The organism is Bacillus sp. TL12, from assembly GCF_022625245.1.
Lineage (GTDB): Bacteria > Bacillota > Bacilli > Bacillales > Bacillaceae_G > Bacillus_A.
The window spans coordinates 168,980-182,444 of record NZ_JAJJBY010000001.1; the positions used below are offsets into that span (position 1 = coordinate 168,980).

16 protein-coding genes are annotated in these 13,465 nt (G+C 37.2%); all 16 read right to left on the reverse strand.

Annotated features, from left to right (window positions below; translation table 11 throughout):
* Positions 1-91: 91 nt before the first annotated feature.
* Positions 92-838, reverse strand: a complete 747-nt coding sequence (recO, locus tag LOK41_RS00965) for a DNA repair protein RecO (protein ID WP_241814801.1) — start codon at positions 836-838, stop codon at positions 92-94.
* Positions 839-871: 33 nt separating this feature from the next.
* A complete protein-coding gene (locus tag LOK41_RS00970; RefSeq protein ID WP_000883924.1) occupies positions 872-1,015 on the reverse strand; it encodes a YqzL family protein in 144 nt (47 codons plus the stop codon).
* A gap of 110 nt (positions 1,016-1,125) precedes the next feature.
* A complete protein-coding gene (gene era, locus LOK41_RS00975) occupies positions 1,126-2,031 on the reverse strand; it encodes a GTPase Era (RefSeq protein WP_018765845.1) in 906 nt (301 codons plus the stop codon).
* The gene (locus LOK41_RS00980; RefSeq protein WP_241814802.1) at positions 2,024-2,422 is read right to left on the reverse strand and encodes a cytidine deaminase; all 399 of its coding nucleotides are present in this window, start codon (positions 2,420-2,422) and stop codon (positions 2,024-2,026) included. Before LOK41_RS00980 ends, era begins: the two co-directional genes overlap by 8 nt.
* A gap of 103 nt (positions 2,423-2,525) precedes the next feature.
* A complete protein-coding gene (locus LOK41_RS00985; RefSeq protein WP_241814803.1) occupies positions 2,526-2,879 on the reverse strand; it encodes a diacylglycerol kinase family protein in 354 nt (117 codons plus the stop codon).
* Positions 2,876-3,346, reverse strand: a complete 471-nt coding sequence (gene ybeY / locus LOK41_RS00990) for an rRNA maturation RNase YbeY (protein ID WP_241814804.1) — start codon at positions 3,344-3,346, stop codon at positions 2,876-2,878. Before ybeY ends, LOK41_RS00985 begins: the two co-directional genes overlap by 4 nt.
* Entirely contained in the window at positions 3,343-5,487 is a 2,145-nt protein-coding gene (locus LOK41_RS00995; protein ID WP_241814805.1) for an HD family phosphohydrolase, read from the reverse strand. Before LOK41_RS00995 ends, ybeY begins: the two co-directional genes overlap by 4 nt.
* Before the next feature lie 198 nt (positions 5,488-5,685).
* On the reverse strand, positions 5,686-6,645 hold the full coding sequence (locus LOK41_RS01000; RefSeq protein ID WP_174098967.1) for a PhoH family protein: 960 nt from the start codon (positions 6,643-6,645) through the stop codon (positions 5,686-5,688).
* A 3-nt stretch (positions 6,646-6,648) separates the two neighbouring features.
* Positions 6,649-7,848, reverse strand: coding sequence for a sporulation protein YqfD (gene yqfD / locus LOK41_RS01005; protein ID WP_000795989.1), 1,200 nt, complete (start codon positions 7,846-7,848; stop codon positions 6,649-6,651).
* 136 nt (positions 7,849-7,984) lie between these two features.
* Positions 7,985-8,278 carry a sporulation protein YqfC gene (yqfC, locus tag LOK41_RS01010; protein WP_241814806.1) on the reverse strand — a complete coding sequence of 98 codons (294 nt, stop codon included), beginning with the start codon at positions 8,276-8,278 and terminating at the stop codon, positions 7,985-7,987.
* Between the two features lie 106 nt (positions 8,279-8,384).
* Positions 8,385-8,828 carry a GatB/YqeY domain-containing protein gene (locus LOK41_RS01015; RefSeq protein ID WP_000054564.1) on the reverse strand — a complete coding sequence of 148 codons (444 nt, stop codon included), beginning with the start codon at positions 8,826-8,828 and terminating at the stop codon, positions 8,385-8,387.
* A 15-nt stretch (positions 8,829-8,843) separates the two neighbouring features.
* Complete coding sequence (gene rpsU / locus LOK41_RS01020; protein WP_000048061.1) at positions 8,844-9,017, reverse strand: 30S ribosomal protein S21; 174 nt, start codon at positions 9,015-9,017, stop codon at positions 8,844-8,846.
* A gap of 435 nt (positions 9,018-9,452) precedes the next feature.
* Positions 9,453-10,118, reverse strand: a complete 666-nt coding sequence (gene deoC / locus LOK41_RS01025) for a deoxyribose-phosphate aldolase (RefSeq protein WP_241814807.1) — start codon at positions 10,116-10,118, stop codon at positions 9,453-9,455.
* A gap of 143 nt (positions 10,119-10,261) precedes the next feature.
* Positions 10,262-11,614: a tRNA (N(6)-L-threonylcarbamoyladenosine(37)-C(2))-methylthiotransferase MtaB gene (gene mtaB, locus LOK41_RS01030; RefSeq protein ID WP_241814808.1), complete on the reverse strand. Its 1,353-nt coding sequence runs from the start codon at positions 11,612-11,614 to the stop codon at positions 10,262-10,264.
* Between the two features lie 6 nt (positions 11,615-11,620).
* On the reverse strand, positions 11,621-12,370 hold the full coding sequence (locus LOK41_RS01035) for a 16S rRNA (uracil(1498)-N(3))-methyltransferase (protein ID WP_174098962.1): 750 nt from the start codon (positions 12,368-12,370) through the stop codon (positions 11,621-11,623).
* A 145-nt stretch (positions 12,371-12,515) separates the two neighbouring features.
* Positions 12,516-13,454 (reverse strand): 50S ribosomal protein L11 methyltransferase, encoded by a 939-nt coding sequence (prmA, locus tag LOK41_RS01040; protein ID WP_241814809.1) that lies wholly within the window; start codon positions 13,452-13,454, stop codon positions 12,516-12,518.
* Between the last annotated feature and the right edge of the window lie 11 nt (positions 13,455-13,465).

Here is a 13,465-nt window from a genome sequence, read left to right on the forward strand (position 1 = left end):
CGAAAAAAGTTATACTATCTCTTAAATATTATATACTAAATATGCTTTTCGAAAAAGAAAGTATGTAAAAAGGACCTGTATATGGTCCTCGTTATATTTGAAATTTATCAAGTTGCTCAAGAAAACGCCTTGATTTCAAATAGATTCCACAATATTCATCATAATATGTATTTAATACTGTACGCATTTGCCGCTTCGTTCCATCCTTGACAGATACATTACCAAGGCGAGCTAAATCAAAATGATAAAAGAGACGTAACAATTTATGAACAGCCTCTCCTACCGGAATACGGTATGGATCTTGCTCTGCATGGCGCGAGCACAGAAAACCGCCTTCTCGGACAGAGAAGGCGACAAAATCTGCTTCATGGTGACAAATTGCACATGTATCAAAGTATGGATGCATCCCGAGTACTGGGAGCATTTTCGTTTGATAAATTAATGACAATACTTCAGGATCAACACCCTCGCACATATAGTGTAACGTTTGATATAACATTTCAAATAAGTACGGATTATGTTTCTTATCTTCAGTTGCTTTATCAGTTAATTCAACGATAAATGATGCATAAGCAGTTAAAAATATATCTTCACGAATTTCTTTCATAGATGAAATTATTTCACCTTGTTGCAAAGTGCCAAGTCCAGACCCCATTTGGATCAGAAAGTGACCAAGTGTCATAAGTTGCGAAATAGATGCTAACCTACTTTTCGGTTTTTTCGCTCCTCTTGCCATTGCACTTACTTTCCCAAATTCACGGGAGAATATCGTAACAATTTTATTCGTTTCTCCATAATCAGTTGTCCGGATAACAATTCCCTCAACTTTTTGAAACATGTTCGTCACCATCCAAGGTTTGAACAAAACGGGTCAAGAAATTGGAGAATCTAGGTGTGCTAGCTCCTCTTCATGTTGATCCATCTCATCGTTTACGTCTTTTTCCATTTCCTTCAAAAGCAAATACGTCTCAATGCTTCCTGTCTTGGAGAAAAACTTCCAGGTAAAATCTAGCATAAGAATCCACCTTTCTCAGTAAGCGTAGCATATAAACCAATTTCTTTTGTTGTTATTAAAATGACCCATTTTGTCCATTTTCATGTGAGAAAAATTTTTCCTAATTTCTATTAATACTCATCTTCACGGAAACCAAGATCGCGAAGCTGTGACATTTTATTACGCCAATCTTTTTGTACTTTTACCCATACTTCTAAGAATACTTTTGAACCGAGAAGTGCTTCAATATCAAAACGAGCTCGCTTCCCAACTTCTTTTAGCATCTTCCCTTGTTTCCCGATGATGATTCCTTTTTGTGATGGGCGCTCTACAATAATTGTTGCATTTACATAGACGGCTCCGCCTTCACGCTTTTGAATCGCATCGATCACAACCGCCACCGAATGCGGTACTTCCTCACGTGTTAAATGAAGCACCTTTTCACGAATCAGTTCTGCAATAATAAATCTCTCCGGATGATCTGTTACTTGGTTGTCCGGATAGTATTGTGGCCCTTCTGGTAAATACTTTTTAATCGCTCCGATTAACGCCTCAACATTATTACCATCCAGAGCAGAAATCGGTACAATTTCTGCAAACTCATGCAACTTACGATATTGATCGATTAATTCCAGTAATTGTTCCGGGTGAACTTGGTCAATCTTATTGATTACTAAAAATACTGGTTGCTTTGTTTCTTGTAGTTTTTCAATAATAAATTCTTCACCACGACCAAAACCTTCAGCTGCATTGACCATAAATAACACAATGTCAACTTCTTTTAATGTCGTTTGTGCCATTTTCACCATAAAATCGCCTAGTTTATGCTTTGGCTTATGTATTCCTGGCGTATCAATAAAGATGACTTGTGAATCATTCTCCGTATATACACCTTGAATTTTATTACGTGTTGTTTGTGGTTTGTCGCTCATAATGGCAATTTTTTGACCGATAATACGATTTAAAAATGTAGACTTTCCAACATTCGGTCTGCCAATTATAGAGACAAAACCTGATTTATAACCTTTTCTATTCATGTAAATCCTCCGCTAAAAATGCTCCTGGTAACAATTCTCCGACCGTCGTCTCCTGAATGTCACCATGTAAATTTGATAAGTATACTTTCGTATCCTGTTTACATAATTCTATCATAACTTGACGGCACGCTCCACAAGGAGGTACTGGACGGTTTGTATCCGCTACAACCGCTATCGCTACAAATGTTTTATCTCCTTCAGAAATCGCTTTAAATAAAGCCGTTCTTTCTGCACAATTACATAATCCATATGATGCATTTTCAACATTACATCCACGGTATACTTTTCCATCTTCCGTTAATAATGCTGCACCTACTTGAAACTTAGAATATGGTACATACGCCTGTTTACGCGCTTCGATTGCTTCTTGAATTAATTCTTTGCTGTTCATGCCCTCGCATCCTTTCCGCTTTCAATTGTGAAAAGATAAAATGAAACTTTCATTAACGGCGTTCTTACCGCTACCAAAGCATAATAAAAGCTTTGGAATGCAACTATACCATATAAGGTAAAAAGATAATAGCACCAATTATGACAGCTATAACAGTAAATAATAGCACTGCACCTGCAGCAACATCCTTTGCAATTTTCGCAAATGGTTTAAAATCCGCTGTGGCTAAATCAACCGTTTTTTCAACTGCCGTATTGACCATTTCCAAACTCATTACAATTCCAATTGTAATGAGTAATATGAGCCATTCCGTTATCGTTACATGGAAATAAAAGCCGCAGCATATAACAATAACTGCGGCCCAAAAATGAATTTTCATATTGCGTTCGTGACGAAGACAAAAGTATATACCAGCTATAGCATATCCAAAACTATTTATAAGTTTTCCTTTTTTCATCTACCTAATCCAAATGCCTCTAAAATTTCTTTTTGTTTTCCAAACATTTCTTTTTCATCTTCATCAGTCATATGATCATAACCAAGTAAATGCAGGAATCCATGTAACGCTAAAAACCCTAGCTCACGATCAAAGGAATGGCCATATTCTTCAGCCTGTTCTCTCGCTCTTGGAATGGAAATAATGAGATCACCTAGCATACGCGGCATTTCCGCGCCAACGATTTCCATCTCTCCTTCTCCCATATCCTCCATTGCAAAAGAAATAACATCTGTCGGTTGATCTTTATCGCGATAATCACGATTAATCTCTTGAATACGTTCATTATCAACAAATGTAACAGAAAGCTCTGTTCCGTCTTCTACGTTCTCCATTCGCGCAGCTTGCTCTAGAAGATCGCGAATCATACTCACGTATTCTTCTTTCACTTCTTCTGTTTCATCAAAAAAATCTATTAATAAACTCATTCTGTCACCTTTTCTTCCGGTGGTTCCGGATATTTAATACGAGAATGGAAAATACCATTTAACGTTTCACATAAAGTTTTCCCAACAATTTGTAATTCTTTAAATGTCAAATTACATTCACTAAATTGCCCGTCCTGCAAACGATCTTTTATTATACTTTGTACTAAATTATTAATTTGTTCAGGCGTTGGATGATTCATAGAACGTACTGCCGCTTCGACACTATCAGCAATCCCAACAATTGCAGACTCTTTTGATGTCGCTTTTGATCCCGGATAACGAAACATTTCTTCTGTATATTTCTCTTTATCTTCTTTCATTGCTTTATAGTAAAAATATTTAAGTAATGTCGTTCCATGATGCTGTCCTGCAATATCAATAATTTCTTGGGGAATATGATATTCTTCCAACATCTTTACTCCATTTGTCACATGAGCAATAATAATATCTCTACTCGTTTCAGGATCTAATTTATCATGCGGGTTTTCAATTCCCATTTGGTTTTCTATAAAGAAATGAGGCTGCAGCGTTTTCCCAATATCATGATAATACGCACCAACACGCGCTAAAACTCCATTTGCTCCAACAGCCTCACAAGCTGCCTCAGAAAGGTTAGCAACCATAACACTATGATGATACGTTCCCGGTGCTTCTAGTAAAATTTTACGAAGGAGCGGATGATTTGGACTTGAAAGTTCCATAAGCTTCATACTTGAAACAATTCCAAGACCTCCTTCTAAATACGGTAAAATTCCCATCGCTAAAATGGACGAGATAATACCAGAAGCTGCGGCCATTAGTAATTGAGATCCAATTTCAAGCGGTGAAAAATTACCATTACGTAAAAGTAACAACGCCGCTAGTACAACTACATTTAAAACAGAGACCAGTATACCTGCTTGTAGAATCATTGTACGTCGATTTTTTTCTCTCAAAAAGATACTAACTGATAACGAACTTAATAAAACGTAAATACCCACACTATAATTAAGCGTACTCGTTACACCTTCGTTAAACAAAATACTACCGCATACAGAAAAAATCATACTCGTAATAAAAACAAAACGATCACCAATCATTAACTTTACAAGAATAGTCCCCATTGCGACCGGGACAATATATGCAATACCAGCATATTCTAGCTTTTGGAATAAACTAATGATTTTCATTAAAACAACTGTAATCGCCACAATTGTAGTATAGGCTAAAATATATGGTTTTTCTTCTCTTTTCAATTTCAAAAACGTTTCAAATTGTTTATGCATAAAAAACAACAGTACACCGATGAAGATTGCCAATCCTACAAACGGCTGGAATGTATTTCCTTGTTCAAGAAGTCCGACTAATTTCAACTGATCGTATATTTCTCTTGTAATTGTATCTCCTTCTTTAACAAGAATTTGCCCCTGCAAAATATACACTGTTGCTATTGCATCCATCGCCTTTTGTTTTTGTTCTTTTGTAGCAACTGAATCGTAGAAATAGTTCGCTTCAATCGCATATTTTCCAAGCGTATTAAGCGCTTCTTTTAAATCGCTATTCACATTCACATTACGTATTTCATTGATAAATCGCTCTTTCGCATCATTCTCTTCATTCATTTTAATGTGCGTGCTCATAATATTATTGATTGCTGTTACCACAGCATCTCTTGCCAACGTCAATTGATCTGGTTCAGCATTTACAAGCTGTAGCAACACAGAATCAGATAAGCTTTTTGTTAAGTCAGTAGGCAATTTCTTTTTTAGCTTTTCTAATCGTTCCGCAGCAGAAACCTTTTTCTGTTCATCAGGATCAGCAGCCTTCGTCTCAGCTTCCACTTCTTTTATCGCCTCAAAGACAGAGTTTACAATTTCCACTTTATTTTGTTTATATTCACTTCGATATGTATATTGGTCTTCAACCTTTTGAGCAGCTTCCCTCTTCTTCTTATCAGTTGTTACTTTATCTTCGATTTTGATAGGAGAGTGGATTGTTTGTTTAGAAATAGATAGCATTTTAACATCTAGTTGCTCTGGTTTCACATTGTTCATAAGTGCAAAAAACAGTACCGCTCCTAATAAAATATAAGAAATCCAGCTTAATTTTTTCGAATGCTGTATGTTACGAAACCACCTAGAAATTTCTTGAGATCTTGACATGATTTCAATACCTTCTCCTCTCCAGACATAAAGTGAAACTTGAATCAATCGAGAGTTTTCTTCAGCTCTACTAATGATTCACACTCACAAATACATAAATCTACTTGTCCATCCTCTAATGATAGTAAAAAACAGGCTATTCGCCAACCCTTTCATCTACCTCTATCATACAAAAAGAAATGATCCTTATAAATAGGATCATTCCATTTTATCATATGCCTCGATAATCCGCTGCACAAGTGGGTGTCTTACAACGTCAGATTGGTCTAATTTAACAAATGAAATCCCCGATACACCTGATAAAACATGCGCAGCAACTGAAAGTCCTGATTTCACACCCTTCGGTAAATCAACTTGCGATGGATCACCTGTGACAACCATTTTTGAACTAAAACCGAGGCGAGTTAAAAACATTTTAATTTGAGCACCCGTTGTATTTTGTGCTTCATCTAAAATAACGAAAGAATCATCCAGCGTTCGCCCTCTCATATACGCAAGAGGCGCAATTTCAATCGTCCCTCTCTCCATCATACGTTGCGTATATTCTTGTCCAAGAATATCATGAAGCGCATCATATAAAGGACGTAAATAAGGGTCTACTTTCTCTTTTAGGTCCCCTGGTAAAAAGCCCAGACTTTCACCCGCTTCTACAGCTGGTCTTGTTAAAATAATCTTTTTTACATACCCTTGTTTTAAAGCTCGCACAGCCATTACCACAGCTAAATAAGTCTTCCCTGTACCTGCAGGCCCTATTCCAAACACAATATCGTTCTTCTTTAGCGCATGAATATATTGCCTTTGGCCCATTGTCTTCACACGAATTGATTTCCCTTTTGCTGTTTTAAAAATTTCCTCTTCATATAACTCTTCAAAATGAGCTATTTTCCCTTGACGACCAAGCTGAATTGCATATGCAACATCTCGTTCAGAGATCGATACACCTTTGCGAATAACAGCAAGTAATTGCTGTAAGATTTTTTCTACGAGCGCTACAGCTTCATCCGTTCCAGATACACGAACAGCTTCTCCTCTAGTTACAATTGATACACCAAGTTCTCTTTCAATTACTTTTAAATGAGCATCATTTACTCCAAAAAGAGCAATTGCTTCGTTGTGATTTTCCAATTGTTGGTTCATTTCTACTAATTGTTCTGCCATTACTCAGTCTCCTTGAATATCGGATTCAGATATTGGTTGTGGTTCTGCAATATTTTCAATCACCGTATAATGTAATGTGACTTTTAGATGCCCCACCTCAACCTCTTTACGCAAAATCTCATCACTTACAATCATAGCATGTTCATCCAATTTTTTCTTCAGTTCTTTTTCGGCCATTTCTTTTGCAACTTTCATTGCCTGCTTTTCTGTATATTCACGATTCGCCTCTTCTTCTTCTCGGACAATTTCTTTTTCATAAGCAATTGGTAATGTAAATCCAAACAATTTCACATCATGCTTCACACTTTCAGTACGAGAGCGTTTATATTTATCATGTTGAAATCCCCATATTTTTATTTTAACACTTCCAAATCGCAGAAAATGTTCATTATACGAATTTCCTGTGTATACTTGAAATCGAGTATTTAATGGAACATTCACCTCAGATTTATACCATGTTTCTCCATATACAATTCCTTTAGCAGAAACAATTGTTGGATTATCTTCCTTTCCAAACATCCCTGACACAAGAAGTTGTCCCTTTTGCACATAATCGTTTTTCATTACAACCGGCTTCCCAGTTTCCACAAATGTTTGTTTTATTATCGCTTCTTTTTTTGCAATTAAATTTTGTGGTTTTCGCTCTTGCTCTTTCTCTGGCTCATTTTTTTCAACAATTTTAAAACGGTATGTTGTCCCCTTTATTTCCAAACCAGCCCACGTAATTGCATTAATATTATCTGTTAAATGTCGCTGAACATCCTCGACGCTCGGCATTTGAAATTGCAGCCTTCCTTTTTTAATCCCCATTTTGTCCAATTCTTTCATCAAAATATATTCCGTTTCTGGTTTCGCTCCTGTAATCTCAATTTTCCAAACCATATTGGATAAAGCAATCATGCCGAAAAAAAAGATAAGAAATCCAATTAGAAAGCCACTGTTTTTGAGCAAACGCTTATTCCAAAACGGAAAACCGAAACGTCCAATAAAATATAGCTTGCATTCATTTTTTCGATAGATTGGTCTCAACCGCTTCACATCGCGAAGCAACATACAAAATACTAATGTATCTTCTGTAATCTTTTTAACATCCCATACAAGCAAATTTCTACGGACACACTCATTAATAAAGCGTTCCACTCCTCTACCTTCGATTCGAACTTTCACATATCCAACCCACCGTGTAAACCATTGATTTTTCATCGTCCGCCCCACTACCTTTCTCAAAAAGCACAGGTGTTACGTCACTATTCTAATCAGTGCTTTCCTCACCTTTTATCCTTCAAATAGCTCGTACGAAACGAAATAAGAAGAAAACTTCACTTATGGAAGTTTCACTTCATTTTTCTTTTTTCTCATTTTCTAAAAATGTTACTTGTTCAATGATTCCTTCAAGTAAAAGTTCTTCTGGAAGAATTGTTTTAATAACAAATGATTGCCCTTTGATTAATAATTGACCATGTTTTAATAACAACCGCACCTCTTTATCCGTAAATACTAATAACCCTCGATGATTTTCTATATAAATATGTACTTGCCCGACAAGGGTAATACGAGGTAGATCCATTAGTACATCCACTGGAAGGTCTATCTGCTTTGTTAGCCAATTTTTCATTTGTAACAATTTCTTCATCTCCAAGACCCCCTCTCATCCCATATGTATGAAAAAAGGGCTTGTAATATCACGTCCAAACAGAAAAAAGCATAAAAAAGCGTCTCATTTCCCATGAGACGCTTTTTTATGCTAATAGCTGTGCAACCAGCTTATTCACTTGTGACCCGTCTGCTTTACCTTTTACTTTCGGCATAACAGCACTCATCACCTTACCCATATCCGCTTTAGAAGCAGCACCAACATCAGCAATCACTTGCTTAATTACGTTCGCAAGCTCTTCCTCTGTTAATTGCTCCGGCAAATACGTGTTTAAAATCTGAATTTCTCTTTGCAGTTTATCAACAAGGTCATCACGACCAGCTTTTTTAAATTCAAGGAGGGAGTCCTTATGCTGTTTTACTTCACGAGCTAAAACTGTTAATTCCTCTTCTTCAGTAAGAGTATGTTGCAGTTTAATACCTTCATTTTGCAAAGCAGCCTTAACCATACGAATGACGGTTAATTTTTCTTTTTGTTTATTCTTCATCGCTTGTTTCATATCATCGTTTAAACGACCGAGAAGACTCATAACTTACACCCTCTCTTAGAATTTACGCTTTCTTGCCGCTTCAGATTTCTTCTTACGTTTTACACTTGGTTTTTCATAAAACTCGCGCTTTCTTGCTTCAGCAAGTGTACCAGTTTTAGAAACCGATCTTTTAAAACGGCGAAGTGCATCCTCCAAAGACTCGTTTTTACGAACGACTGTTTTTGACATTCTCTTTCCCTCCCTCCGAAACATCACACTTACATACTAACTTCAGCATGCAAAAAGAAACACTTCTTCAGCATGTCTTTTACGATTATAATACATTTTGTCACTTCAGGTCAACTATTTGACAGAATAAAAGAAGAGTAGATGCTCTTCCTTTTTCCAAAATCTATTTAAATTACATGTTACAACTATTATTTTTTTACTTGTTAAACGGATAAATTCATAAAAGAATACCGAACACTTTACCCCTTGGTCGAGGCAAAAACACTCTCCGCCTAGTACTCCAATGCCCAGACCCTTGCGGCAAATAACCTTCCGCACAAGAAAACAAAAAGCGCCTTCTGCGTGAAAGAACCTTAACCGACAGGACTAAACAGTCGGCTCTGTACGAAAGAACCTTTGCCATTCGGGTCTAAACAGGGCACTTCCACTTTTATATCAATAATCAGTTGTTGCTGTTTTTCCACTTACTAGGGCTACACCTGCACTTGTACCGATACGCGTCGCTCCCGCTTCTACCATTGCATCCATGTCTTGTCCGTTACGAACACCACCTGAAGCTTTTACGCCGATTTCTGGTCCGACTGTTTTTCTCATTAACGCTACATCTTCTACTGTTGCTCCTCCCGTTGAGAATCCAGTTGATGTTTTTACGAAGTCTACGCCTGCTTTTACAGATAATTCACAAGCTCGAACTTTTTCTTCTTCTGTTAATAGACATGTTTCAATAATAATTTTCACAAGCGCTTTCCCTTTGGCAGCTTCTACAACCGCACGAACATCGCGCTCTACTAATTCATCATTTTTATCTTTTAGTGCACCAATGTTAATTACCATATCAACTTCTGTCGCACCTTTCGCAATTGCATCTGTTGTTTCAAACGCTTTTGTTTCTGGTGTACTTGCCCCAAGTGGAAATCCGATTACTGTACAAACTTTTACATCTGTACCCTTTAATAAGTCAGCAGCTGTTTCAACCCAGGTAGGGTTTACACATACAGATGCGAAGTCATGTTTCTTTGCTTCTTCACATAATGTAACAATCGCTTCTTTTTTTGTATCTGGTTTTAATAATGTATGGTCAATTAATTTTGCATAGTTCATTTTTTATATGCCCCTTTCTTCACTACACGGTTGTCTGACAAATATAACGGTTAGCATTATAACATGAAATATTACAACTTCATATCTTAACTTATCCCCCAAATAAAAAAGCATGCAAACCTTTTCGTTTGCATGCTTTCATATTACGCACTTGCTGATTCTTTTTTTACATCCTCTTCAAGAACACGAACAAATTGTGCTTCGTTATATGGGTAACCAGCTTTTGTAATTTTCACTTTCACTAGTTTTCCAATTAATTCTTCAGATCCTTCAAACACAACTTTTAAGTAGTTATCTGTATAACCTACATATAATCCTTCACGATCTCCGTCTTTGAAAGGCTCTTCTGGAATAATTTCAAGAACTTCTCCTTCAAATTGAGAAGCATATTCTTTCGCTAACTGATTCGACAATTCAATTAAACGATGAACACGATCATTTTTCACATCTTCAGGAATTTGATCATCCATACGAGCTGCAGGTGTACCTGTTCGTTTTGAATAAGGGAAAACGTGCAGTTCAGAGAAACGGTTTTCTTTAATGAAATTGTATGTTTCCATAAATTCTTCTTCCGTTTCACCCGGGAAACCAACAATTACGTCTGATGTAATCGCAAGACCTGGCAGTGCTTCTTTCAAACGATCTAAGCGCTCTTGGAAAAATTCCATCGTATATTTACGGCGCATACGTTTTAATACAGTGTTAGATCCTGATTGCAGCGGAATGTGCAAGTGGCGCACAACTACTTCAGATTTATCTAATACTTCAATTACTTCATCTGAAATTTGGCTCGCTTCAATGGAAGAAATACGAAGACGTTTTAAACCATTTACTTCAGCTTCCATGTCGCAAAGTAATCCAGCTAAGTTATAATCCTTCATGTCTTCACCGTATCCACCCGTATGAATACCAGTTAAGACGATTTCTTTATAACCTGCATCCACTAATTGCTGCGCTTGATGAATAACTTCTTTTCCATTACGAGAGCGCATTAAACCACGTGCCCAAGGAATAATACAGAACGTGCAGAAGTTATTGCAACCTTCTTGTATTTTTAAAGATGCACGTGTACGGTCAGTGAAGTATGGTACATCTAACTCTTCATATACACGCGTTTTCATAATGTTACGGACAGCATTAATCGGCTGACGTTCTTTACGGAACTCTTCGATATACCCTAGCATTTTCTCACGATCTTGCGTACCCACAACGATATCCACACCTGGGATCGCCATGATTTCTGCTGGAGACGTTTGTGCATAACATCCAGTTACACAAATAACAGCGTCTGGATTTTGACGTACAGCACGTCGAATAACTTGGCGGCTTTTTTTATCTCCAGTATTTGTTACTGTACATGTATTGATTACATACACATCAGCTTTCTTTTCATATTCAGTTCTATCATAACCACCTTGTTTAAACAATTGCCAAATCGCTTCTGTTTCATAGTGGTTTACTTTACAACCTAACGTATGGAACGCAACAGTTGCCATTGATCATCACTCCATCAATTCAAAATGATAAGAAGCAGCACTTAACGCATAAAGCGGCGCTGTTTCTGTTCGTAAAATCCTCGGTCCTAAACTACATGGTACAAATTTATGTTCACGAAGCGCAGAAATTTCTTCCTCAGATAAACCACCTTCTGGGCCAAATACAATCAACAGTTTTTGACCTCGTTCAAGTGCCGTTAAAGCCTTCGCAAAATTAGCTTTTTCACCTTGTTTTGCTTCCTCTTCATACGCCACAAGACAAATATCATAATCACCGCTCATCGCAAGCAATTGTTTAAATGATGCCGGAGCATGCACATCTGGAATCTCACTTCTATGTGATTGTTCCGCCGCTTCTTTCACAATTTTTTTCAAACGCTCAACTTTTTTATCTGCTTTTTTCGCATCCCATTTTACGATAGAACGAGATGCTTGAAATGGTAAAAACGCGGCTGCTCCAAGCTCAGTTCCTTTTTGAAAAATTAACTCTAGCTTGTCTCCTTTTGGCAGTCCACTTGCAATCGTCACAAACACTGGCAGTTCGCTTGACGCCTCTACCCATTCTACAATAGTACTATCCACAAATTCACTGGTAATTTCAGCAATTGTACACATTGCTGTTTTACCGTTTACACAGCAATAAATGTGGTCACCAGCTGACATACGCATCACTCTTGCGATATGATGCACATCATCACCTATAATACGAATACTTGCATCATTTACATACTTCTCTTCTACAAAATAACGTTGCATCTCATCACCTTAGCAAAGTTTCGTTCCTTTCGTAAGTCCGCACTTACGAAAAGAACGAAACGTTATCATTTTAATATAACAAACGGCAAGTCCCTCACCTTTATAGCGAGAGACTTCTCCATTCATTATAATCATAAATTATATATTACGCATTTCGTGCAATGATTGCTACCCAATCTTCCATTCTTAACACTTCTTCAATTATAAATCCAGCTTTTTCTAGAGCTTCAGAAATTGTTTTTTCTTTTGCTGCAATAATACCAGATGTAATAAATAGCCCACCCTGTTTTACAACTCGCGCCGCATCTTCAGGGAATAAAAGAATTATTTCCGCAAGTAAATTTGCTACAATCAAATCTACCGGACCTTCAATACCTTCTAACAAACTATTTTGTCCTACAGATACAACATCGTCCGTTTTATTTAAACGAACATTCATCTCTGCACTTTCAACCGCAACTGGATCTAGGTCATATGCCTGAACAGATGCCGCACCTAATTTTGCTGCAGCAATACTTAATACACCAGAACCTGTTCCAACATCAATGACTATATTACCTGGCTGAACCGTTTTTTCTAGCGCACGAATACACATCGTTGTTGTTGGATGTGTCCCTGTACCAAACGCCATACCTGGATCTAACTCGATAATTTTTTCCTTTGGAGAAGCAGGTGTATATTCTTCCCATGTTGGCACAATTGTGAATGTATCAGAAATTTGAACTGGATGATAATATTTCTTCCAAGCAGTCGCCCAATCTTCTTCATCGACTTCATTAATCGTAATATTTCCTGTACCAATTTCGATGTCGAAAGATGGAAGTACATCAATAGATGATTTTACACTTGCAACTGTTTCATGTAAAGAATCCGTTTGCGGGAAGTATGCTTTTATTAACACGCCATCCTCTGGATATTCAGATGGATTGAGTGCATAAATTTCACCATACTGTTGCTCACGCTCTTTTGTTAACTCTGCCGGATCTTCAATCGCTACGCCGCTAGCACCTGCTTCGTGTAAAATATGAGAGACAGCTTCTACTGCTTCCTCTGTTGTATGAATACTAATTTCTGACCATTTCACAATTTACCAAC

Excerpts from the sequence above, each read along its gene's own strand:
- LOK41_RS01000 (WP_174098967.1), bottom strand. The coding sequence starts at position 6,645 with ATGGCAGAACAATTAGTAGAAATGAACCAACAATTGGAAAATCACAAC.
- LOK41_RS00980 (WP_241814802.1), bottom strand. The coding sequence starts at position 2,422 with ATGAACAGCAAAGAATTAATTCAAGAAGCAATCGAAGCGCGTAAACAG.
- recO (WP_241814801.1), bottom strand. The coding sequence starts at position 838 with ATGTTTCAAAAAGTTGAGGGAATTGTTATCCGGACAACTGATTATGGA.
- deoC (WP_241814807.1), bottom strand. The coding sequence starts at position 10,118 with ATGAACTATGCAAAATTAATTGACCATACATTATTAAAACCAGATACA.
- LOK41_RS00995 (WP_241814805.1), bottom strand. The coding sequence starts at position 5,487 with ATGTCAAGATCTCAAGAAATTTCTAGGTGGTTTCGTAACATACAGCAT.
- mtaB (WP_241814808.1), bottom strand. The coding sequence starts at position 11,614 with ATGGCAACTGTTGCGTTCCATACGTTAGGTTGTAAAGTAAACCACTAT.
- LOK41_RS00985 (WP_241814803.1), bottom strand. The coding sequence starts at position 2,879 with ATGAAAAAAGGAAAACTTATAAATAGTTTTGGATATGCTATAGCTGGT.
- LOK41_RS01015 (WP_000054564.1), bottom strand. The coding sequence starts at position 8,828 with ATGAGTCTTCTCGGTCGTTTAAACGATGATATGAAACAAGCGATGAAG.
- yqfD (WP_000795989.1), bottom strand. The coding sequence starts at position 7,848 with ATGAAAAATCAATGGTTTACACGGTGGGTTGGATATGTGAAAGTTCGA.
- LOK41_RS00970 (WP_000883924.1), bottom strand. The coding sequence starts at position 1,015 with ATGCTAGATTTTACCTGGAAGTTTTTCTCCAAGACAGGAAGCATTGAG.
- era (WP_018765845.1), bottom strand. The coding sequence starts at position 2,031 with ATGAATAGAAAAGGTTATAAATCAGGTTTTGTCTCTATAATTGGCAGA.
- LOK41_RS01035 (WP_174098962.1), bottom strand. The coding sequence starts at position 12,370 with ATGCAACGTTATTTTGTAGAAGAGAAGTATGTAAATGATGCAAGTATT.
- rpsU (WP_000048061.1), bottom strand. The coding sequence starts at position 9,017 with ATGTCAAAAACAGTCGTTCGTAAAAACGAGTCTTTGGAGGATGCACTT.
- yqfC (WP_241814806.1), bottom strand. The coding sequence starts at position 8,278 with ATGAAGAAATTGTTACAAATGAAAAATTGGCTAACAAAGCAGATAGAC.
- ybeY (WP_241814804.1), bottom strand. The coding sequence starts at position 3,346 with ATGAGTTTATTAATAGATTTTTTTGATGAAACAGAAGAAGTGAAAGAA.